22 protein-coding genes are annotated in these 21,965 nt (G+C 69.3%); 10 read left to right on the plus strand and 12 right to left on the minus strand.

From position 1 onward, the window contains the following. Positions 1-41 precede the first annotated feature (41 nt). Both C8D87_RS25885 and C8D87_RS25890 read left to right on the plus strand, forming a co-directional pair. Positions 42-1,247, plus strand: a complete 1,206-nt coding sequence (locus C8D87_RS25885; RefSeq protein WP_112228749.1) for an FAD-dependent monooxygenase — start codon at positions 42-44, stop codon at positions 1,245-1,247. 83 nt (positions 1,248-1,330) lie between these two features. Beyond that, a complete protein-coding gene (locus C8D87_RS25890; protein ID WP_112228750.1) occupies positions 1,331-2,977 on the plus strand; it encodes a hypothetical protein in 1,647 nt (548 codons plus the stop codon). On the opposite strand, the gene C8D87_RS25895 is transcribed toward C8D87_RS25890, so the two are convergent. The 7 genes from C8D87_RS25895 to C8D87_RS25925 form a co-directional block, all read right to left on the minus strand. Beyond that, positions 2,978-4,135 (minus strand): WXG100-like domain-containing protein, encoded by a 1,158-nt coding sequence (locus tag C8D87_RS25895; RefSeq protein ID WP_109632621.1) that lies wholly within the window; start codon positions 4,133-4,135, stop codon positions 2,978-2,980. A 3-nt stretch (positions 4,136-4,138) separates the two neighbouring features. Further along, the gene (locus tag C8D87_RS25900) at positions 4,139-4,447 is read right to left on the minus strand and encodes a WXG100 family type VII secretion target (RefSeq protein ID WP_170154757.1); all 309 of its coding nucleotides are present in this window, start codon (positions 4,445-4,447) and stop codon (positions 4,139-4,141) included. After that, the gene (locus tag C8D87_RS25905; protein WP_112228751.1) at positions 4,444-4,920 is read right to left on the minus strand and encodes a YbaB/EbfC family nucleoid-associated protein; all 477 of its coding nucleotides are present in this window, start codon (positions 4,918-4,920) and stop codon (positions 4,444-4,446) included. The genes C8D87_RS25900 and C8D87_RS25905 overlap by 4 nt, the downstream gene beginning before the upstream one ends. 104 nt (positions 4,921-5,024) lie before the next feature. Next, positions 5,025-5,981, minus strand: a complete 957-nt coding sequence (gene nudC / locus C8D87_RS25910) for an NAD(+) diphosphatase (RefSeq protein ID WP_109632613.1) — start codon at positions 5,979-5,981, stop codon at positions 5,025-5,027. Then, positions 5,978-7,366, minus strand: a complete 1,389-nt coding sequence (locus C8D87_RS25915; RefSeq protein ID WP_112228752.1) for a M16 family metallopeptidase — start codon at positions 7,364-7,366, stop codon at positions 5,978-5,980. Before C8D87_RS25915 ends, nudC begins: the two co-directional genes overlap by 4 nt. After that, positions 7,363-8,646, minus strand: a complete 1,284-nt coding sequence (locus C8D87_RS25920) for a M16 family metallopeptidase (protein WP_112228753.1) — start codon at positions 8,644-8,646, stop codon at positions 7,363-7,365. Before C8D87_RS25920 ends, C8D87_RS25915 begins: the two co-directional genes overlap by 4 nt. Positions 8,647-8,656: 10 nt before the next feature. Beyond that, positions 8,657-10,291 (minus strand): DUF2207 domain-containing protein, encoded by a 1,635-nt coding sequence (locus tag C8D87_RS25925; protein ID WP_109632607.1) that lies wholly within the window; start codon positions 10,289-10,291, stop codon positions 8,657-8,659. 216 nt (positions 10,292-10,507) lie between these two features. Between C8D87_RS25925 and C8D87_RS25930 the strand changes: the two genes are divergently transcribed. The 3 genes from C8D87_RS25930 to C8D87_RS25940 all read left to right on the plus strand — a co-directional run bounded on the left by C8D87_RS25930 (position 10,508) and on the right by C8D87_RS25940 (position 13,882). After that, positions 10,508-11,605: a neutral zinc metallopeptidase gene (locus tag C8D87_RS25930; RefSeq protein ID WP_233439272.1), complete on the plus strand. Its 1,098-nt coding sequence runs from the start codon at positions 10,508-10,510 to the stop codon at positions 11,603-11,605. Positions 11,606-11,930: 325 nt separating this feature from the next. Further along, positions 11,931-12,968 carry a neutral zinc metallopeptidase gene (locus tag C8D87_RS25935; protein ID WP_233442331.1) on the plus strand — a complete coding sequence of 346 codons (1,038 nt, stop codon included), beginning with the start codon at positions 11,931-11,933 and terminating at the stop codon, positions 12,966-12,968. Between the two features lie 17 nt (positions 12,969-12,985). Continuing rightward, entirely contained in the window at positions 12,986-13,882 is an 897-nt protein-coding gene (locus C8D87_RS25940) for a neutral zinc metallopeptidase (protein WP_112228754.1), read from the plus strand. Here the strand turns inward: C8D87_RS25940 and C8D87_RS25945 are convergent. The 3 genes from C8D87_RS25945 to C8D87_RS25955 form a co-directional block, all read right to left on the minus strand. Continuing rightward, positions 13,879-14,358 carry a hypothetical protein gene (locus C8D87_RS25945; protein WP_112228755.1) on the minus strand — a complete coding sequence of 160 codons (480 nt, stop codon included), beginning with the start codon at positions 14,356-14,358 and terminating at the stop codon, positions 13,879-13,881. The genes C8D87_RS25940 and C8D87_RS25945 overlap by 4 nt on opposite strands. A gap of 119 nt (positions 14,359-14,477) precedes the next feature. Continuing rightward, positions 14,478-15,737: a sensor histidine kinase gene (locus C8D87_RS25950; protein WP_233442289.1), complete on the minus strand. Its 1,260-nt coding sequence runs from the start codon at positions 15,735-15,737 to the stop codon at positions 14,478-14,480. Between the two features lie 11 nt (positions 15,738-15,748). Continuing rightward, positions 15,749-16,417 (minus strand): response regulator transcription factor, encoded by a 669-nt coding sequence (locus tag C8D87_RS25955; RefSeq protein WP_109632599.1) that lies wholly within the window; start codon positions 16,415-16,417, stop codon positions 15,749-15,751. 80 nt (positions 16,418-16,497) lie between these two features. On the opposite strand from C8D87_RS25955, the gene C8D87_RS25960 reads away from it, so the two are divergent. The 3 genes from C8D87_RS25960 (at position 16,498) to C8D87_RS25970 (ending at position 18,305) form a co-directional block, all read left to right on the plus strand. Further along, a complete protein-coding gene (locus C8D87_RS25960) occupies positions 16,498-17,067 on the plus strand; it encodes a single stranded DNA-binding domain-containing protein (protein ID WP_109632597.1) in 570 nt (189 codons plus the stop codon). A gap of 43 nt (positions 17,068-17,110) precedes the next feature. Beyond that, positions 17,111-17,563, plus strand: a complete 453-nt coding sequence (locus C8D87_RS25965) for a hypothetical protein (RefSeq protein ID WP_146231419.1) — start codon at positions 17,111-17,113, stop codon at positions 17,561-17,563. Positions 17,564-17,882: 319 nt separating this feature from the next. After that, positions 17,883-18,305 carry an RICIN domain-containing protein gene (locus C8D87_RS25970; RefSeq protein WP_233442333.1) on the plus strand — a complete coding sequence of 141 codons (423 nt, stop codon included), beginning with the start codon at positions 17,883-17,885 and terminating at the stop codon, positions 18,303-18,305. Positions 18,306-18,361: 56 nt separating this feature from the next. Here C8D87_RS25970 and C8D87_RS25975 read toward each other — a convergent pair whose 3' ends face one another. Then, positions 18,362-19,402 (minus strand): potassium channel family protein, encoded by a 1,041-nt coding sequence (locus C8D87_RS25975; RefSeq protein WP_109632590.1) that lies wholly within the window; start codon positions 19,400-19,402, stop codon positions 18,362-18,364. Then, the gene (locus C8D87_RS25980; protein WP_233442290.1) at positions 19,399-20,808 is read right to left on the minus strand and encodes a M20/M25/M40 family metallo-hydrolase; all 1,410 of its coding nucleotides are present in this window, start codon (positions 20,806-20,808) and stop codon (positions 19,399-19,401) included. Before C8D87_RS25980 ends, C8D87_RS25975 begins: the two co-directional genes overlap by 4 nt. 62 nt (positions 20,809-20,870) lie before the next feature. On the opposite strand from C8D87_RS25980, the gene C8D87_RS25985 reads away from it, so the two are divergent. Both C8D87_RS25985 and C8D87_RS25990 read left to right on the plus strand, forming a co-directional pair. Beyond that, a complete protein-coding gene (locus C8D87_RS25985; RefSeq protein WP_112228758.1) occupies positions 20,871-21,251 on the plus strand; it encodes a DoxX family protein in 381 nt (126 codons plus the stop codon). A 66-nt stretch (positions 21,252-21,317) separates the two neighbouring features. Continuing rightward, a complete protein-coding gene (locus C8D87_RS25990; RefSeq protein WP_112228759.1) occupies positions 21,318-21,854 on the plus strand; it encodes a hypothetical protein in 537 nt (178 codons plus the stop codon). The last annotated feature ends 111 nt before the right edge of the window (positions 21,855-21,965 follow it).

Here is a 21,965-nt window from a genome sequence, read left to right on the forward strand (position 1 = left end):
CATGTTTGACACCGGGATGTTTTCACGCTCAAATGTTGAGCATGAAAACTACTGGGGACGTCATCGTCGTCGGCGCCGGACCGGTCGGCCTACTGCTCGCCTGCGAACTAGCCCTCCAGGGCGTCCGCACCACCGTGCTCGAACGCCTCACCACCCAGGCCGACACCATCAAGGCCCAGATGATCAGCGGCCGCACCTACCAGATGCTCGCCATGCGCGGCTTCGGTTCCGCCATCGACGCCGTGAGCGAGGCGGAGTCCGCCCGCCTCGCCTGGCGCCCCACCGGTGCCACCGGCCACTTCGCCGGACTGTTCAAACTGGACGGTCTGCCTCTCGTCATGCTGACCCAGCAAGCACTCGAACGAATCCTCGAAGCCCGCGCCCTGGAACTGGGCGTCGAGATCCACCGCGGTGTCGAGGTCACCGACCTCGGCTTCGACGCGGGCTTCGTCGTCGGCTGCGACGGCGGCCGCAGCACCGTCCGCAAGCTCGCGGGCTTCGACTTCCCCGGCACCGGCCCGACGCTCACCGGCTACCAGGCGATCGTCGACCTGGAAGGCGACCTGCCGCGCGGCTGGCACCACACCCCGACCGGCGTCTACGCCTGCGGCCCGCTCCAGGGCCGCATCATGACGATGGAGTACGACGGCCCTCCCGCCACCCGCGACGCAACGCGCGAAACGCTGGAAGCCAGCCTGCGCAGGGTCAGCGGCCACGACGTCCGCATCACCGCCGTCCACACCGCGACGGTCTGGACCGACAACACCCGCCAGGCCACCACCTACCGCTGCGGCAACGTCCTCCTGGCGGGCGACGCGGCCCACGTCCACTCGCCGTTCGGCGGCCAGGGCCTCAACCTGGGCCTGCAGGACGCCCTGAACCTGGGCTGGAAACTCGCGACCGGCGACGACGCCCTGATCGACACCTACACCACCGAACGCCACCCGGTCGCGGCCCGCGTCCTGCACAACACCATGGCCCAGGTCGCCCTGACCCGTCCCGACCCGCACTCCCGCGAGCTGTACTCGCTCTTCAACACCCTGCTGGACCTGCCGGACGTCAGGAAGCACATAACGGCGATGGTCCAGGGCACCGACATCCGCTACGACACCGGCAGCGACGACCCGCTCGCAGGCACGTTCGTCCCCGGCCTGGACCTGTCCGACGGCAAGGGCACGTCGATCGCCCTGGACGGCGCCGAGGCCACGGTCCGCCCGGACGGCTACATCGCCGAGGTGACCCGGTGACAGGCGCCTGATCCCGGAGCGTCGGGCGTGCGTTCGCCGGGAGTCCTCGCCAAGATGGCGGTCATGGCTCTCCGAGGGCACGCATGAAACCGCATCACTGGCCGTTCGTCGCGCTGGGTGTGTCGGCCGTCGCCGCGATCACCGCCGTGGTCGTCGTGGGCAGCAGGTCGCCCGCAGTCAACATGCCGATCCTGCTCGGGATCCCGCTCGTGGCGACGTACCTCGCTCATCTGGTGTCGAAACGCGCGCCGAACAAGGTGCTGTTCGAGTTCCGCGTCGACCCCAGGCCCAGCTGGTACAACGACGCGGTCGAGGTCACCGCCAACGGCCTGGAGATCACGGCGATGTCCGGCGGCGGACGGATGGCCTCCACCGGACCGACCAGGCTGTCCTATGGGTTCGACGACCTCCTCGGCATCAGCACGCGGCAGGCGGTGCCCGGCGAGGCGCCCTGGATCACGCTGACCGACGGTCGCGGGCTGCCCGTGCCAGCGGGCGACGTCGTGGTGCTGCGGACGACCTCGGGCGAGCAGGTGCTGCCGGTCGAGGACCCCCAGAAGTTCGTCGCGCTCGTGCGATCACGGGTCTCGGGACTGCCAGAGGTCCACTCCACCCCCGTCGTGCAGACCGACAGCCACCTCGACGAGGTCGGCGAAGGTCCACCGCCAACCGGGGAAAGGACCACTCCGGTCGAGGGCCCGGCTGTGTCGCTCACCGGGCCACCGCTGGCGGTGCGCTGGCTGGTCGGGGCGACGCTCGCGCTGGCCGGAACCGTTGTGCTGCCTTCGGTTGCGCTGCTCACCACGCCCGGTGTGCCGTGGGCCGTGCTCACTGCCGCAGGTGTCGCGGGCGTGGTGTGGGTGCTGAACCGGAACGTGCCGTGGGTCTGGGGCAGGGTGGCGTTCCTGTCGGTGCCGATCAGCGTGATCTGGTTGATCGGCAAGGGCGGGTACGTCTGGATCCCCGTCCTGCTGGTGCTGTGTCCGATGCTGGGATACCTCGGCGGACGAATGTTCCGGCTGGGCGCCAACCTCGGCCGCAACGTCGAGGTGCGGGTGCCGTTGCGCGACGGCTCATCGCTGTACGTGCAGCGAGATCGCCTGGTGCACAAGCCGAACAGGGCACACGCGACGGGTTCTTACCCGCAAGCCGTGTGGCTCGGTGACATCACGCTCGTGCAATCGGGCACCACGCCGGATGTGCATCCGTGGCCGACGCCCACCGGCACCACGACGTTCGTCGGCCAGAATCCGTTGCTGCGGCTGGTAGCGCGGCCGCAGCAGTGGATCCTGCCGGCAACTCAGGCCGGTGAGCTCGCCGAGCTGATCCGGTCCCGCGGTGGCACGCCGGCGTCGCCCACCCGGATGTCGGTCGAAGAGTGGCGCGAGCTGCGGCAGTGGGCCGTGCGGCGGCAGGTGGGCTTCATGCAGCAGACGGTCGGGATCGGCAAGGGCGCCTTCATACCGGCCGGCATCGGGTGGCGGCTCTTCGCGGCGGCGTTCACCGGCCAGTTCGCCTGGATCTTCCTCTACCTCGGCAGCACCGGCGTCGACGTACGGGTCGGAATCCTGATCTCGGTGGTGCTGACGGCGTGGCTGCTGGGCGACTGGTGGCGGGTGCGCCCGAGGATGCGGGTCGCCGAGCACAACGCGCTGCCGCCGGGCAGCCGGGACTGGGGCGAGACCCGTCCGGATCACGCCCCACTTCCCGGCTGGCAGCCCTGGCGGTGACTACTTTCGCGGCGGCGGGTCGGGTAGATCGAGGTGCCCGACCATCCGCGGTGGGTTCGCCCCGGACTTGACCTGGTAGTCGCTGTCCTCCTGATCGTTGACGTTGTTCGGCCCACCCGCGCCTGGGATCTTGCTCGCGTTCTCGGACCCCCAGCCACCGTGGTACGGATTGCCCTCGGTGTTGGCGCGCGTCGTCGACCCGTCGGGCGTCGTGTAGGTGTGCCCCTGCGTGTTCGCTCCGCTGGTCGTGCGAATGCCGGTCTCCGGATCCGTGTGGGTCCCGGTATCCCAGGTGTTCGACAGGCCCTCGTGCCTGTTCTGCACACCTCCGAGCGCACCACCGACGCCGCCGGAGATACCGCCGGACAGGATCGCCGAACCGAAGTCCTTCGCCTCGAACTTGCCGTGATAGACGTTGTTCAGCACGTTGCCGCCCGCACCCGAGACGGCGCCTTCCACCGCGCCACGGCCAGCAGCCGCCAGGAAGTTCTTCGACGTGTTGCCGAGTGCGGCGCTGCCCGCGCCGACCGCACCACCCGCGATGCCCGCGGCGACACCCGCGACGCCCGCGTCGACCGTCTTGCCGACGTCCCAGGACTTCCGCTCACCCGTCGCGAACTGGATCGTCTGGATCGCGGCGTCGACACCGACGTTGATCGCGACGTTGAGGATGATCTGCTTGATCAACTGCTGGAAGAGCATCTGGACGAAGGTGCGCGTGGCCACCTGCGCGATCGGGATGCCCGCGGTCGACGCACCGAACGTGGCCACCGCCGAGGCGATCATCGCGGCGATCTGGGCGGCCAGGATGATCAGAGCGGCGATGATGCTGAGTTTCGTGTACTCGACGCCGAGTGCCGCGTTGTCACAGCCTGAGGCCAGGTCGGTGCACAGCTGCTGCAGGTTGACCAGGTAGGCGTCGCCCTCGGTGTACTTCTTCCAGTACTCCTCGAACTTCTCGGCGGTCTGCCCGCGCATGCAGCCCAAAGCCGCTTTCGAGGCGCTGTTGCCGTCGTTCAGCACCTCACCGATCGACTTGGCGGCGGCCTCCCACGCGTCCCGCATGGCGCGCAGCTTGGTCTCGTCGCCCTCCGGCCACGACGCCCCGACCACGATGGGCGTGAGCCATTGAACAGCGCCCGGAATCTCGATGCCCACGGCTCACTTCCCTCCCAGCGACTTGGCGCCACCCTGGTCGACGGCTTCCCAGGTGTCGGCAGAGGCGTCCAGACCTTTGCGGATCGAGTGGATGCCCTCTGCGACCAGCGGAATCGCCTGGCGTGCCGACTGTTCGAGCGGCAGGTAGGACTTGGCGAACTCCTGGCCCGCCTCGTCGTTGCCCCAGCAGCCGTTGTTGGCGTCGAGCACGCCCCGCAACGTCTCCCACGCGGTCTGCAGCTTGTCGCCCGCCGCCGAGAACTTCGGCGACGCCGAGCGCAGCGCCGTCGGGTCGACCTCGAAGCCGGTCACCACTGACCCCCTCGGCGGTCCATGAAGGACTCCGGCGGCTCGTCGTCGTCATGCTGCTGCGGTTTCGGCTGCACGACGGGCGGCGGGGTCGGGATGAGGTCCTTGAGGGACGGCATGCCCGGGAACAGGTCCGGCAGGTCGGGAATGCCCTCCTGATAGGGCGCGAGCGCGGCGTCGGCCTGCTCCCGCGCGGAGAGGGCGGCCTTCTGGATCGTCGCGACGACGCTCTGCGCCAGCTTCTCCGGGGTGCTGCGTTCGAACGCGGCCGGCGCGAACTTGACGTCGGTGACGATGCCCCCGGCGTTGACCGTGACGTCGACCAGGCCGTCCTGCGAGGTCGCCCTGCCGACCTTGGCCATCGCCTCGGCCTGCGCCTCTTTCAGCTGCGCGGTCTGCCGTTCGAGGTTCGCCAGCATCTGGTCGACCTGGCCGCGCAACGCCGCGTTGCGCGCTTCGAGCTCAGCGTTGTTCACGAGCCCCCCTCACTCTCGGTGTGATGTGCGCTACTAGACCACACCGGATGAGGCTAATTGGCGCAACCTGGTCGCACCGCCGAATCAGCTGAACGGATGTCGTGTCACCCGCTGTGGCCGGCCGCCGCCCAGCTCTGCAGCATCCGGAACGCGATCGACGAACCGCCCGCGAGCCCGAGCCCCGGCACGCTGCCGGGCACCTCGATGGCCTGCCGGACGTCGGCCCGCGACACCCACCTGGCCTCGGCGATCTCCCCTTCGGCCAGCACCAGCGGCTCCGAGGGATCGGCCACGGCCTCGAAACCGATCATCAGCGAGCGCGGGAACGGCCAGGGCTGACTGCCCAGGTAGCGGATGTCCCGGACGGCCACGCCGACCTCTTCGAAGATCTCGCGCGCCACGCAGGCCTCGAGCGACTCACCGGACTCGACGAACCCGGCCAGCACAGAGAACCGGCCCTCCGGCCACTCCGGCCCGCGAGCCACCAGCACCTGGTCCGCCCCGTCGTGCACGAGGCAGATCACCGCGGCATCGGTGCGCGGGTACTCCTCGCGGCCGCAGCCGGAGCACACCGAGATCCAGCCCGACTTCTCCAGCACGGTCGGCGAACCGCACTTGGCGCAGAACTTCGCGAGCCGGTGCCACTGGAACAACGCCGCCGCGGTGGTGAACAACCCGGCCGACATGTCGTCCAGGGTCGCCCCGGCCTGCCGCAGGTCGAGCCACTGCGGCTCGTCCGTCAGCTCCGGCGGGCCCCACGCCCGCGAAGCCGGCACCTGCTCACCCTCCTCCGCCGGCGTCAGCACGGCGAAGTAGGCCACTCCGTCCTGCTCACCCAGCAGGACGGAGCCCGGCGGCGGTTCCTCTCCGAACTCCACGGCCGGCCGGTCGACGACACGGGTGCCGCGCTCCGCCACGAGCGTGCGTCCCCGCGTGTCGACGACGACCATCCTGGCCTTGGGCCACAGCGCGGCGATCCGCTCGGAATCGCCGCGCAACGGCTCGCACCTGTCGATCACGAATCTCGACAGCGCGGGCAGACCGACCAGATCGAAGCTCACTGGAACGAGACTCCACCCAGCGCGGAGAGCTTCGGCTTGAGCAGCTCGGCGTCACCGACCAGCACACCGGTGAAGTTGCCGGGGGCGAAGAACTCCAGCGCCGCCGCGGCCACCTGCTCCGGCGTGACCTTCTGCAGCCGGGCCGGGTGCTCGACCAGCCAGTCGATGCCCAGCCCGAGCGCGACGAGGTTCACCAGGAACGACGCCAGACCGGACTGCGACGACGTCGTGGTCAGCAGCGTGCCGATGGCGTACCGGCGTGCGACGTCCACTTCGGACTCCGACGGCGGCACCAGGCCGAGGCGCGCGAGCTCGTACCGGGTCTCCAGCAGCGCGGCCGCCGTCACGTCGGACGCCGTGTCCGCGTCGATCAGCAGCGTGGCGCCGTGGACGGTGAACTCGGGGTGCGAGCGGGCGCTGTAGGTGTAGCCCTTGTCCTCACGGATGTTCTCGACCAGCCGGGACGAGAAGAACCCGCCGTAGACGAGGTTCGCGAGCTGCAGCGCCGGGTAGCGCTCGTCGGTGCGCGGAATCGCCTGCGCGGCAAGGCGGATCTGCGACTGCACGGCACCGGCGCGGTGCACGAGCAGCACGTCGCCACCGGAGACGGGCGGCAGCGGCGGCAGCTGGACGGCCTCGCCGTCGCCCTGCCACGCGTCCAGCGCCTCGCCGATCTGGGCCACGGCTTCGGACGGCTCGACGTCGCCGACGATCACGAGGACCGAACCGCGCGGCAGCAACGCCTTGCGGTGCAACGCCAGCACGTCGTCACGGGTGACCGCGGCGACCTCGTCGGCCTCCGGCATCTCCTTGGCGTACGGGTGGTCGCCGTACAGCAGCTTCTGCAACGCCTCGCGCGCGATCACGTTCGGCTGCGAGCGGGCGATCGCGATGCGCTCGACCAGGCGGGACTGCTCGCGCTCGAGCTCCTCCGCGGGGTACGACGCGGAGGTCAGCACGTCGCGCAGCACGTCCAGCACGGTGCCGAGGCCGCTGGCCAGCGCGTTGCCGGTGATGCTCAGGCGCTCCGGGTCGACCACGGAGTCGAGCTCGCCGCCGACCAGCGCCAGCTCGGTGTCGATCTGCACGCGGGAACGGGACGCGGTACCGGTCAGGATCGTGTTCGCGAGCACCTCCGCCTGGGCGGAGTGCTGCGAGCCGGCGCTCGACGTGGCCGGGTCCGCGAACGGGACGCGCAGACGCACCTCGACCATCGGCACGGTGGCGCGCTTGACCGCGATGACGCGCAGGCCGTTCGGCAGCACGGTGTCCACAGCGGACAGGTCAGCGGCCGCCTTCTGCACACCCAGCTCGGGCAGCGGACGCGGGCCGGTGGGGGTGCGACCGATCTCCTCGGCGGAACGGTGGGTCTTGGCCGAGGTCACTGGGCTCCTCCGGTGGGCTTGACGAGAAGAAGGGCGCGGGCGTCGGGACGCAGCGCCTTGGCCGCGGCGGACACCTCGTCCACGGTCACCGAGGCGATCCGCTCGGGCAGTTCGTAGATCAGCTCGGCGCGGCCGAACAGCAGCTCCGCGGAGCCGAGGCCCAGCGTGCGGTTCGTGAGCCGGTCGTGCTCCTTGTGCATGGTCGACGCCCAGCGGGCGGTGACCTTCGCGAGCTCCTCCACCGACGGCGGCTCCTGCGCGAGCTTCTGCAGCTCCTCGTCGATGGCCGCGACGACCTGGTCGGCGGACACCTCGGCGGTGTGGATCGCGGTGATGCTGAACGTGTCGGGGTCACGGGCTTCCAAGGGCCCGAACAGGCCGCAGCCGGCGTTCAGGTCGATCACGATGCCCTCGCGGTGCACCAGGCGCTGCTGCAGGCGCGAGCTGTCGCCGTCGGTGAGCACGCCCGCGAGCACCAGGTACGCGAGGTAACCGTCGATGTCGGTGACCGGGTCGGGCACGCGGTAGCCGATCGCGATCGCGGGCAGCGGGGCCAGCGCGTCGCCGTGCTCGTGCCGCACCTCGCCCTGCGGGGCGGGCTCGGCGAACGAAGGGCGCTCCGGCTTCGGCCGCGCGGGCACGTCGCCGAAGTGCTTCTCCACCAACGCCTTCGTGGCCTCGACGTCGAGGTCGCCGGCCACGGTCAGCACCGCGTTGGACGGCGAGTAGTAAGTGTCGAAGAACTCCGCGCAGTCGTCGACGGTGGCGCTCTCCAGGTCGACGAAGTCGCCGTAGCCGTTGTGCGCGTTGGCGAACGTCTTGAACAGCACCGGCGGCAGCAGGATCCAGGGGAACCCGCCGTACGGGCGGTTCAGCACGTTGAGCCGGATCTCCTCCTTCACCACGTCGATCTGGTTGCGGAGGTTCTCCTCGGTGATCTTCGGCGCGCGCATGCGGTCGGCTTCGAGGAACAGCGCCCGCTCGAGCGCCGCCGAGGGCAGCACCTGGTAGTAGTCGGTGTAGTCCGGGTGTGTGGACCCGTTGAACGTGCCGCCCGACGACTGCACGTGCCGGAAGTGGGCCAGCTTCTCCAGGCTCTCGCTGCCCTGGAACATCAGATGCTCGAACAGGTGCGCGAACCCGGTGCGCCCCTCCGGCTCGGAGCGGAAGCCGACGTCGTAGTGCACGCTGACGCCGACGACCGGTGCGCTGGCGTCGGGGGCGAGCACCACCCGCAGGCCGTTGGGCAACGTGAACCTGTGCAGTTCGGGTGAGGCCATGTCCGCAAGCCTACGGGTTCGGCGCCCGGAGCGATCGCAGGTGGCCCGCCTGGGCGAGCACACCGTCCAGCGCCCCGAGGAACGCCGGGAAGCTGCGCCGGAAGTCCGTGTTGGTTCCCGAGTTGCCGTACCAATAGAGGTCTTGCTGACCGAACGTGGTGAGCCAGCGCTCGGTCTCGCCGAGCACCACCGCGTACGGCAGGGAACGCGAGAACACCAGCTCGCGGTCGGCCTCGGGGACGTCGTCCGGGGTCACTCCGTGCAGGTAGCCGCGCAGCCCGCGGACGTGCTCCAGCAGCTCGCTGCCGCGCTTGGTCCGCGCGGGCATCGACCGCGCGCCGAACGCCAGGGCGACACCGCCGACCGCGACCGCGAGGCCGAACAGCGCGTTGCCGATCGTCAGCGCCAGCACGACCGTGGCGGCCACGCCCAGCACCGCGATCACGATGCCGACCCACCAGAAGAGGCTCCGCTCGGCGTCGGGGCGGCGCACGAACCAGCGCTTCTCCACGACGTCCGCGTAGAGCCGGTCGCGGACCAGAGCGAGGTCGATCCGCCGGCCGCGCAGCTCGGACACCGTCACGGCGTCGACACCCTGCGGCAGCAGGGCGTCGTAGACGGCCTTCTCGTACCCGGACAGCGAGTCGTCGGCCGGGTTGCGGCGCACGATCTGCCAGTCGTGGCCCTCGACCTCGGCGATCCACAGGTAGTTGCGGACGGCGAGGTCGATCACCGTGGCCGTCACGTCGACGACGTCCACGTGCTCGTCGACGACCGTGCCGACCTGGCCGGGCAGCACGCCGTCCGGCGAGGCGAACGCAACCCTTCCGCTCTGGTCGCGCACCAGCACGGACACCGCGCCGACCTCGCTCGCGAGCGCCGCCGCGTCCCGGCCGCGCAGGTACCAGAGCAGGCCGACACCGCCGAGCAGCAACACGAGCAGCCCGCCGAGCGCGGCACCGCTGATCGGGGTCAGCGCGAACGCGGCCGCCAGCCCGGACTGCTCGACCACGACGGCGTTGGGCGGCACGACACCCGCGGACAGTCCAATCGCGACGTCGACCCGTTCGCCGGCGCCGAGCTTGATCTCCTGCGCGCGCACGCCCTTGCCGTCCGCGAGGTCCGCGCTGGTGCACGGCTGCGACGAGCCGACGGGTCCCGCGAGGCAGTTGACCGACGTGGGTGAGTCGGGGGCGGAGAACGTGACGGCGACCTTGTCGAGCTCGGTGTCCCAGCCGCCCGCGACCTGCCAGCGGACCTCCAGCGCGTCGCCGACCGGGGCGACCGCGCCGACGACCGTGTAGGTCAGCGTCGCCTGGCCGCCCTCGAACGTCGTGGAGAACTGGTCGTCGCCGACGGACGCGCTGCCCTTGCCCTCGACGCGCGCATCGGTGACCTGGTACCGGCGCTCCAGGCCGTTGCCGACCGCGAGTCGCAAGGGGACGGTCCGCTTGACCGTCTTGCCGTCCGGCACGTGGACGGTCTCGGTGATGGACAGCCTGGAGTCGCGCTCCAGCTTCATCCGGACCTCGGTGCTGACGGTCCCTGGAAGCGGCTGCGCGAGCGCGCCAACAGCCGTGCCAGAGGTCATGGCTGTCGTCAGCGCGGCCACGGCGAAGATCGCCGCTCCCCAGTTCTTCAACACGGCTGCGGACAATAGCGGAGTCCTCATATGCTCTGGCGCACTTTCGAACAGACGCCATCTGGGGGATTTTCGGCGATGACGCAACCACCGCCGCCGGGCAATTGGCCGCCGCCACGCCCGGTAGGCCCACCGCCCGTGCCCGCACCACGGCAGTACGGGCCGCCGATGCCTCCCCGCCCTGTTCAGGGACCTCCGCGTCCACCCCAGATGCGTCCGATGGGCCCGCCTCCCGGCCACCGGCCGTTGCCGCCGCCGCGTCCCGTGATGCCGCCGCCTCAACGGATGTGGGGCCCGCCGCCGTCCGGAGCGCCCGGCGGGTTCGCGCCGCCGCACCCGGTGATGCCTCCGCGCCGCCAGAGCAGCAACGGCCCGATCCTCGCGTTGGTGCTGGGCGGCGTTGTGGTCCTCGGCCTCGGCGCTGTCGGCGTCTTCGCGGCGACGTTGAACAGCAAGGTGAAGGACGCGGGCTACTCCAACTACACGACGTACAGCCCGACCTACACCTACACAACTACGGCGGCAGCGACCACCACGACGACGCCGTCCACCCGTACGTCGTCGACGCGGACGTCCTCGACGCCGACGACGCCGCCCGGCCCGAAGGCGGTCTACAAGCTCGCGGACCACCCGATCTTCGCCACCGGGGTCGGCGCCAACGACTTCCCGTCGTGCCCGCTGCCGAGGATGGAGTACAACCCGGCGGGCGAGGAGCGGTTCCTCTCGGCCGCGCTGCCGTGCATCGAGAAGGCGTGGCAGCCGGCGCTGAAGGCGGCCAACCTGCCGTACCAGCCGGTCGAGCTGCAGGTGTTCACCGGCACCGTGCAGACGCCGTGCGGCTCGCGCCAGGCGAACTCGACCGCGATGTTCTGCCGCGGCGTCATCTACTGGCCCGGCAACTTCTACGCGAACGAAGGCGGCTCGACGGTCCGTCACCCCGGCGTCTACCTGGGCCAGCTCAGCCACGAGTACGGCCACCACGTCCAGTGGCTGACCGGCCTGCTGCGCGCCGCCGACCAGGCCCAGTACGACGTCGGCGGCTGGGACACGCCGAAGGGCCTTGAGCTCAACCGCAGGCTGGAACTGCAGGCCACCTGCATCGGCGGCATGACGCTCGCCCCGTTCTCGCACAAGAACGTCGTGCCGATGGACGTCGTGAACACCGGTCTGCAGGACGCGGGCCAACGCGGCGACTACAACCGCACGCCAGACCACGGCAGCGCGCCGAACAACCAGCGCTGGGTGATGCACGGCCACAAGCAGAACGACATCAAGGCCTGCAACACGTGGGCGGCGAGCCCAGCGGACGTCTCGTGAACCGATCCTCCGGCCCGTGCGTCACAAGGACGTGGACGGGACGCGTTAGCCCGGTCGGGGGACGCACGAAGACAGTCCGCATATGCTCGTACCCGACCCAGGCTCACCAATGGGGGGACCTCAGGCGATGACGCAACCACCGCCGCCGGGCAACTGGCCGCCGCCACGCCCGGTCGGCCCTCCGCCGATGCCCGCACCTCTCGGGCAGCGTCCGCCCCAAGGCCCACCACCTCCCTATGGCATGCCGCCACAGGGAAATCCGCCACAGGGCCCGCCGCCCACCTACGGTCGGTACGGCGCTCCGCCGCCGCCACCGGGCCCGGTCATGCCACCCCCGCAACCGTCGTGGGGCGGCTACCAGCCCGGTTACGCGCCGTACCCGACGATGCCGCCCCCAAAGAAGAGCAACGGCCCGATCGTGGCGCTGATCCTCGGCGGCGTCGTGGTCCTCGGCCTGGGCGCCGTGGGCGTCTTCGCGGCGACCCTGAACAACAAGGTGCAGGACGCGGGCTTCTCGAACTACACGACGTACAGCCCGACCATCAGCTACACGACCACCACCGACGCCACGACCACGACAACCACCCCGTCGCGCCCGTCGGCCTCCCGCGCCCCGTCGACCTCAACGGCCCCGGCAGGCCCGAAGGCCGTCTACGCCCTCGCCGACCACCCGTTCCTGAAGGGCAACTTCGGCGCGAACACGATCTCCGGCTGCGCCCTCCCGGCGATGGACTACTCCCCTGCGGGCCAGGACCGCTTCCTGCGCGCCGCCCTCCCGTGCATCGAAAGCATGTGGAAGCCGGCCCTGCAGGCCGCCAACCTCCCGTACCAGCCGGTGGAACTGCACGTGGTCACCGAAACGATGCAGTACCCGTGCGGCACCGTCCGCCCCGACTCCACGGCGCGCTACTGCCAGGGCGGCATCTACTGGACGGCCAACGCCTACGCCGCCGAACGCAACCCGAACAACCCGAACCACCCCGGCAAGTACCTGGGCCAGCTGGCCCACGAGTACGGCCACCACATCCAATGGCTCACCGGGATGCTCAAAGCCTCGGACCGCGCGCAGTACGACGCGGGCGGGTGGGATACTCCAAAGGGACTTGATCTGAACCGCCGGATGGAGCTGCAGGCCACCTGCTTCGGCGGCATGACCCTGGCCCCGCTCTCGCACGGCGCAGTACCGATGGACGTGATCCGGGTGGGCCTGTCCGACGCAGGCAACCGAGGCGACTACGACATCTACCCGACGAAGGACCACGGCACACCGCAGAACAACGCGAGCTGGGTGGACAGGGGCTACCGCACCAACAAGGCCTCCGAGTGCAACACCTGGGCCGCCGACGCAGGCTCAGTCTCCTAGACCCGGAAGGGGCAAACGTGACCCAACCAGCCAAGAACAACCCGGTAGTGCTCGGGTCCGTCTTCGTGCTGGTGGTCGCCTTCGTCCTCGGAATCGGTCAACTGAGCCGCCCCAGACTGGTGACGGGCCACCCCTTGGCGGGTTCCCGCCCGGCCCCGTCCCCGTCCACCACGGAACCGTCCACCCCGGTGCGCCCCCGCGCGGTCTACCGCCTGGCGGACCACCCGTTCCTGGTGACTCCGGCCTCGCTCCCCCAGGTGACCTGCCATCTCCCGGTCTTCGGCCTCTCCGACCAACAGCTGGCGGCCTACTACGCCGCGGGCGTCGAATGCCTGGACAACGCCTGGGGCCCGCTCCTGACGTCGGCAAACCTCCCGTTCGAAAAGCCCACCCTGGACGCCTCCCCGGAGCTGAAGGACGGCCCGTGCGGCGCCGCCCCGGAATCCGACCACGCCGTCGCCTACTACTGCGGCCGCAACCGCACCATCTACATGCCCACGGCCCGCCTGCGCGACAACGGCGGCGGCGACGCCCCGGCAACCCACCTGGCCACCCTCTCCCACGAGTACGGCCACCACGTTCAAGCGCTCTCGGGCCTGCTGCGCGCCGCCGACCTGAAAATCACCGACGCGGGCGAGAAGACCCCGGCGGGCCTGGAAATGTCCCGCCGGCTCGAACTCCAGGCCAACTGCTTCGCGGGCATGTTCCTGACCAGCGTCTCCGGCAAGGGCTCCATCCCCGCCAGCCTCGCCAGGCAGGCGCAGGAGGACTTCAAGTACGCCATCGAGGAAAAGCCGGAGAACAACGCCCACGGCTCAGCGGCCAACCAGGCCCAATGGGCCACCACAGGCTTCAAGTCGAACTCCACGGCCGCCTGCAACACCTTCGCCGCCCCCGCAGCCCAAGTCGCCTAACGCAGCCGAGCCCGCTCGTCCACCAGCCGAGTGGGCTTCCCGAGGAACACCTTCAGGTCCGCAACGCCGCCGTACGCCAGGTTGAGCGTGGTCATCTCGTAGTTCCACCCACCGTCACGCGGCCGCACCCACCGGTGGTTGAGCTGCCACCGAACCCACTCCCCACGCTGCAACCGCACAGGCGAAGGCCGGGCCCACCGACGAGGCGCGGCCAGCATGACATCCTGCAACTGCACCGCCAGGATCCCGTCCTCCTCCCGGAGGCCGAGCCGCATCCGGTCGATCGAGGAGCTCTCCTCGGACCACACGGGCTCGTAGTCTTCCCACTCCCGCTGAAACACCTCGTGCACAGCAGCCTTGGTGTGCGGCAACGCAAACGCCACAGGCAGCGAGTTCCGCAGACCGGCCGAAACCCCACCCCGTGAGGCCTTGGTCCACTCAGTCCGCACCCACTGCACAACAACGTCAACGTCCATCTCTAAAGGGAACCAAACCCCGCAAAGCGAAGCGACTGGTTAACCCCAGAGGACGGAGCCGAAAAGACCAATGCGGCCTACCCCCACGCATCGCAACCACCTGCGCAACCGGGAACGACCTACGAAACCGGCGCGCCCCCAGAAATCACCCCAGGCAGAACAACCCGAAACACCGCCCCAGAATCCGAAGGCTCACAGGTCAACTCCCCACCATGAGCCAGAACGACCCCACGAGCGATGGCAAGCCCCAACCCAGACCCCCCGGACCGCCGATCCCGAGCATCATCCAACCGAACCAGCCGGTCAAAAATCCGCTCCCGCTCAGACTCCGGCACCCCAGGCCCATCATCAGAAACGGTGAACCCAGAAGAATCCACGGAAATCCGAACCGACCCCTGAGGCCCAGTGGCCTGCCGAGCGTTGTCCACCAGGTTGGCCAACACCTGAGCCAACCTCTGCCCGTCCCCGACCACAACCGCCGATTCCCCAAAAGCGGCAATGTCAAAATCAGGGGCCACAAACCGAGTCCGAGCCACCTCAGCCTCAGCCAGCCCCATCAGGTCCACGCTCTCCCGCTGCATCTCGTACCCGGCATCCAACTGGGCCAGCGCAAGCAGGTCATCCACCAGCCGCCCAGCCCGCCGAGCCTCCCTCACCAGCAGGAACGACATCTGATCCCGATCAGGAGAGTCGACCGGCGCCTGCACCAGAGCCTCAGCCACGGCCTGCACCCCGGTGATCGGCGTACGCAGCTCATGAGCAGCATCAGCGACAAACCGCCGAGTCCGCTGCTCCGACCCCTCCAACGAATCCAGCATCCCGTCAAAAGCGGCAGCGGTCCGCCCCAGCTCGGTGTCCGTCCGAGAGGGATTCAACCGCCCACCCCGATGCCCAGCGGCAATGGCCTGAGCCAGCGAGGTCATGGCGTCCAACGGCGCCAACGCCCGCCGAACAACCCAAATCATCAGAACCCCGGTGACCACGATGGCCCCGAGCCCCAACAAGATCAACAGCTTCCGCAACCGGACCTGAGCCTGCGAAATGGCCTCGGTGTCAGCGTAGAACGTGAACTTGGCCCCGCCGATGACCCGGTTCTTGCGCTGAACCGATCCCCCGTCCGGAGCCTCCCCGAACCGAGCACCGTTACCCAGCTCCACGGTGACGTGAATGTTCCGCTTGCTCAGCTGCCGAACCACGTCCCGAGGCGCCGCCCCGCGCATCATCTGCGCGACGGCCCGGTTCTCGGCATCCCGCAGAACGACATCGACGTCCCGGTTCGAAAGCCCCTGGAACGTCCGGTCCACCGAGATCACCAGCGCCACCAGCACCAGGAACAGCACCAGCAGCACCGAAACAGCGACCCGTCGCCGCAGCGACACCGTGCGAAGGTTCATTCGTCAGCCCGCAACACGTACCCCAACCCGCGCACGGTGTGCACCAACCGGGGCCCGTGCTCCTCCAGCTTCCGCCGCACCGCGCTGATGTGGACCTCGACGAGGTTCGGGTCGTAGTCCTCGTACCCCCACACAGCGGTGAGAATCTGCGTCTTGGACACCACACGCCCACGCTGAGCCGCCAGGTACACCAGCAACCGCAGCTCGGTGGCCGTCAGCTCGATGGCCTGATCGGCCCGCATGACGACGCCGGCGTCCGCGTCCACCACCAGGTCCCCGACCTGGACCGTCGTGGGCGTCCGCCCGAGCCGGCGCAACACCGCGGACACCCGCGCCACCAGCTCAGCCAGCACGAACGGCTTGCCCACGTAGTCGTCGGCCCCGCCGGACAGCCCGCGCAACCGGTCGGGCACCCCGTCCCGCGCGGTCAGCATGACCACCCCGGCCCCGGAAGACCGGCGGATCACCTCCAGCAGCTGGAAGCCGTCCCTGCCGGGCAGCATCACGTCGAGCACGACCAGATCGGGCCGGAAGCGACCGAGATCGGTCTCCAGCTGACGCCCGTCCAGCCGGTGCTGCACCTCGTACCCGGACTCGCGCAACGCGGACGACACCGCGGCGCCGATCGCCTCGGCGTCCTCGATCACCAACACCCTGGCGGACACCTCACCATTCTGCTGATCATCCGGACTTCGGGCGACTTGCCTTCAGCTCACGCTCAGAATGCGCGCGCACTCTGAGCCACATGTCGAAGAAATCTGCGTGGGCCGGCGCCATCGTCGCGGCCGCCGGACTCACCGTCGGCGGCATCGCGGTCGCGGCAGCGGCCGACAACCCCGACGGCCCGCCCGCGGCGTTCGCGGAACGCCACCCCGGCGGTCCCGGCAAGCCCGGCCGCCCGGACAAGGTGAAGCTGAAGGACAGCACTCTCGTCGTCGGACGGGTGAAGTCCGTCGAGTCCGGCAAACTCACGATCACCAAGGACGACGGCAGCGACGTGTCGTTGACCACTGACGGCTCCACGAAACTGCGCGGCGGCGACCTCAACGGGCTCAAGGCCGACCAGCGCGTGACCGTGCGCGTGAAGGACGGCAAGGCGCTGAACGTGGCGCTGGCCAAGGCCCACGAGCAGGGCACGATCAAGGACGTCAACGGCAACAACGCCACGTTGATCCAGCTCGACGGCCTGCAGACGCCGCTGGACCTGTCCGCGGTCAGCGAGAAGCCGAAGAACGGCGACCTCGTCGCGGTGACCGGAACGGTGTCCGACGGCAAGACGGTCAAGGTCGAGCAGCTGCGTCAGCTGCCGAAGTAAACCTGGGCTCCACGCGGGCCGCCGCGTCTGCGAACATCGCAGTGTGGCGGTTCCGCGAAGCCCCGACAGATGGGTGTTCATCCTGCTGGTCGTCGGACTGGTCGGGATCGGAGTCGCGATCGCACTTCTGGTGCCAGCCAAGGTGCTCGGCGCCGAGGAACCCCCCAGACCCGTGGCCGCGACCGTCGTCGAGACCGGCGCGTGCGGCCAGGGCATGGACACCGTCGAATGGGACGCGGGCGGCCAGAAGAAGCAGGCCAAACTCGACGGCTGCGGTCACAGCAAGGGCGAGACCGTCGAGATCGTCATGACGGGCGGCGACATGGTCTCCTCCGCCGCCTCGGTCCCCGCCGGACTGCCGGTCGGGCGCCGCCTCACCGCGCTGCTGCTCTGCATGGCAGCCCTGGCAGGCGGCTTCTACGCGTTTCTCTTCCGCTACGCACCTCTGCGCGCACCGGCCGTGCTGCCTGCTCCCAAGCAGGGGACGCTTTCTTAGATCCGTTCGGTCTATTTCCCTTTATGGACTTCCCCAATACCGTGGCTCTCGGACCAGGCATGGGGGCATCGAGGTCCATTGGGGGTTAAGACACTTCGTAACGCAGCCACGACTGCGCCCTCGATCACGCTGAGCTGCTGTTACGGCGTGCGACCGATTCTGCCGTTACGCATTCTTTCAGTCTGGGGACTCTTTGAAGCGTGCAAGCATTCGAATCGTCATCGCATTTTTCGGCGCGCTGTTCGCCCTGGTCGGCGCGCTTCAGCCGGCCAGCGCGGAACCGGCGGCCGCTTTGCCGGGAAATGCTGCTCCGGTGAAGATGGACATGGCGGCTTCGGCCGCCACGTGGCTGATGAACCTGAACAGCGGCAAATGTGCACTGTCCCAAGGTGGGGCCGACGGCCAGCCCGTCGTCCAGTACCAGTGTCTGAACTACAACGACCAGAGGTGGAGCCTCGTCGACAAAGGCAGCTCGCGGTTCCAGCTTCGCAACGCGAACAGCGGCAAGTGCCTGCTCGTCCGCGGTACTGGCAACGAGGCGCCCGCCGTCCAGTTCCAGTGCCTGAACTACGTCGACCAGTACTGGGAGTTCTACAACTACCCGGGCTACCCCGGTTGGTACTGGCTGCAGAACGTCAACAGCCGCAAGTGCCTGATCGTACGCGGAGGCAGTGACGGCACCCAGCTGGTGCAGTTCGACTGCGCGCAATACATCGACCAGGCGTGGGGTCGGGTCATCTGACCTGGTGAGCCCAAGTGCCCGCCTCGGCAAGTCCGAGGCGGGCACCGGCGCATCGGCTAGTCCCCGGCGGGCGTCACCTTCTTGACGTAGAGCAGCCGGTCGCCCGGCTCGATCGCGTCGGCCTCCGGTGCGTCGACCCGGTACAGCGTCCCGCCTCGCACCACACCCAGCACTATGTCCGACAGGTGCCGCGGCGAGCCGCCGACCTCGCCCGGTTCGACGTCGCGTTCGGCGATCGCCAGACCCGCGTCGGGCGTGAGCAGGTCCTCCACCATCGCGACCACCGTCGGCGTCGCCGTGGCCATGCCGAGCAGACGGCCCGCCGTTTCCGACGACACGACGACCGAGTCGGCACCGGACTGCTTGAGCAGGTGCTCGTTCTCCCGCTCCCGCACCGACGCCACGATCTGCGCCTTCGGCGCCAGCTCACGGGCGGTGAGAGTGATCAGCACCGCCGTGTCGTCCCGGTTCGGGGCAACGACGATCGCGCGCGCTCGGGCCGCACCGGCGACCCTCAGCACGTCGTTGCGCGTACCGGAACCATGCACGGTCACGAGCCCGATGGCGGACGCGGCGTCGAGCGACTCCTGCACGGTGTCCACGACGACGATCGAGCCGGGCTCGACACCGTCGCCGAGCAGCGCGGCGACCGCCGACCGCCCCTTCGTGCCATAACCCACGACCACAACGTGGTCCCGCACGACCCGCCTCCACTTCTGAATGCGCAACGCCTGACGGGAGCGCTCGGTGAGAACTTCGAGTGTCGTGCCGACCAGCACGATCAGGAACAGGACTCGCAACGGCGTGATGACCAAGACGTTGACCAGCCGTGCCGACGACGAGGCGGGCGTGATGTCGCCGTAGCCGGTCGTCGAGAGAGAAACAGTCGCGTAGTAGAACGAGTCAAGCAGTGAAACGCCGTCCTCGTTCACGTCGCGATAGCCATCGCGGTCTATGTAGACGATCAGCACGGCGAGCAACAGCGCGGCCGACGCGCCGATCACGCGCTTGACGATCGCCTGGACCGGGCTCTGCACCTGGTCCGGCATCCTGATCACACCGACGAGCGAGTGCGACGCTTCGTCAGACAGGCTCATCGTGTCAACCTCTCGGGCAACATCCGCCACAGGTGAGCAGCCCCCTCCGCGCCTTTGAGGAGCAACGGCACAACCACGCGCTCGTTCGGCGCGTGCACGCGATCATCCGGCAAGGTCGCTCCGAGGTAGACGAGGGGCACCCCGAGCCACGCCTGCAGCACCGCCGCGGGCCCCGACCCGCCGGCCCGTGCGAACCGCACCGGCTGGTCGAACGCCAGCTCCATCGCCTCCTTGACGGTCGCGTTGGCCGGGTCGTCCGGGCTGATCGCGTACGGCGGCACCCCGTCGCCGCGGAAGCTGATCTCCGCCCGGATGCCCGGCGGCGTGTGCTTGGCGACGAACTCCTTGAGCTGGTCCGCGACCTTCTCGGGCAGCTGGTCGGGCACGAGCCGGAAGCTGATCTTCGCCGTGGCACTGGCCGGGATGATCGTCTTCAGGCCGGGCCCGGTGTAGCCGCTGCTCAGACCGTTGATCTCGGCGGTGGGCCTGACCCAGATCCGTTCGAGGGTCGTGTAGCCGGGCTCGCCGCTCAGCGCCTGCGCCCCGCCTCCGTTGTGCGCCAACCACTTCTGCTCGTCGAACGGCAGCTCCGCGTAGTCCTTCCGCTCCCGCGCGGACGGCTCGCGGACGTCGTCGTAGAAGCCAGGCAGCTGGATCCGGCCTTCCTCGTCGTGCAGCGCGGCGACCAGTTTCGCCAGTGCTGTCGCGGGATTCGGAATCGCGCCGCCGGCCCGTCCGGAATGAACGTCATCGGTGCCGCCGAGGAACGTGATCTCGCCACCGAGAACACCGCGCTGGCCGGTGTTGACCGTGGGCGCGTCGCGTTCGTGCAACGCGGTGTCGGTGAACACCACAAGATCGCAAACGAGATCGTCCGCATGGTCCTGCAACAGCTTTCGCAAGTGCGGAGAACCCGATTCCTCCTCACCTTCGATGAAGAGTTTCAACGTGACGCTCGGCGCATTCTGTCCGGTCGCCGCCAGATGCGCCTTCACCGCGAGCAGGTGCATCGCCACCTGCCCCTTGTCGTCGCTAGCGCCCCGGCCGTACAACTCGTCGCCGCTGGTCACAGGCTCGAACGGCGGATGGTGCCAGCGCTCGACGGGATCGACGGGCTGCACGTCGTGGTGACCGTAAACCAGCACGGTCGGCGCCCCGGGATCCGCGGCGGGCCAGCAGGCGTAAACGGCGGGAAGCGCCGGTCCGCGATCCCAGATCGCGATCTCCGGCCACCCGTCGGCGCGCAGCTGATCGGCCAGCCATTCCGCAGATCTCCGCACGTCAGCATGATGCGCCGGATCGACGCCGATGGACGGGATCTTGATCCACTCGCGGAGCCCGGCGACGAACGAATCGCTCAGCGCGGCAACCGCGGCGCGTTCGGGATGATGAGAATCACCTGCCACGCTCGTGGACAATAGGCCAGCCCCATCTCGCCTACGCGGCGTAGGCATGACAGGGTGACGGCATGGAACCGAACCGTTCCCGAGCGCGATCGGCGCTGGCGCTCGCCGCACTGCTCGGTCTGGCGGGCGCAACCCACTTCACCAGGCCGAAGTACTACGACGCGATCGTCCCGCGCGCGCTGCCCGGCACCCCGAGGCAGTGGACCTACGCGTCGGGCGCGGCAGAGCTGGCCCTGGCGACGGCGGTGGCGGTTCCGCGCACCCGCCGGCTGGGCAGTCTCGCGGCCGCGGCGTTCTTCGTGGCGGTGTTCCCGGCAAACGTGAAAATGGCTCTGGATTTCCGCTCCAAGTCGCCAAAAGCACGCGCATTGGCGTATGGTCGCCTGCCGCTACAGGTTCCACTCATCGCTTGGGCCTGGAAAGTGGCCAAAGCAGCCCCATGACCACCCTGGGTAATCCTTAACCAAGAACTCCCAAACGCTGTCATTTTCCGCGCGAGGAACCCTAGGATGCGCCCTGTGCAAACGCTTCTTCAGCGCGCTGCGACAGCGCTGGCCTGGGACGGATTCGTCGTTCCCGACGTCGCCGTGCTCGGCCAGCAGGTGTCAGCGGTGGTGCGTTTGCTGCCCGAGGTCCACGAGTGGAGGATCCAGAACGGCTGGCCACCCCGCGCCGACCCGTCGTGGTTCCGCTCCTGGTTCGAGCCGGCCGCCCACGACCGCCTGCCCGTCGCGGCCGTCGAGCTCGTCGGCGTGCTCGTCAGCGAGTCGACCACGGACCGCGCCCTCCAGTCGTGCGGCACTCTGCTGACCCTCGCGCCGTGCGCGGTGATGCTGCCGCGGTCCGACGAGTCGCAGGCCTGGTCGTACATCGAGCTCGACTACTACGGCATCGGCGTCGTCGTGGCCGACGAGTCGTCCGCCGACCTGATGGTGCCGCCGGAGGACCGCTCGCCCGAGTTCGGGCCGTCCCTCTTCGGGCGGTGGCTGCTCGAGGTGTTGTACGAACGGGTCCTCAAGGCCTCGCACGCACCCGCCAGCACCTGAACCGACCGGCACCTGAGCCGAGATGTCGTCCGGTCCGACCCACCGCGCGACCAGGTCGGCCCGATCCCGCGACCAGGCCGACCCGATCCCGCGGGCCCACCGTCCTGATCA

Source organism: Lentzea atacamensis, from assembly GCF_003269295.1.
Taxonomy (GTDB): domain Bacteria; phylum Actinomycetota; class Actinomycetes; order Mycobacteriales; family Pseudonocardiaceae; genus Lentzea; species Lentzea atacamensis.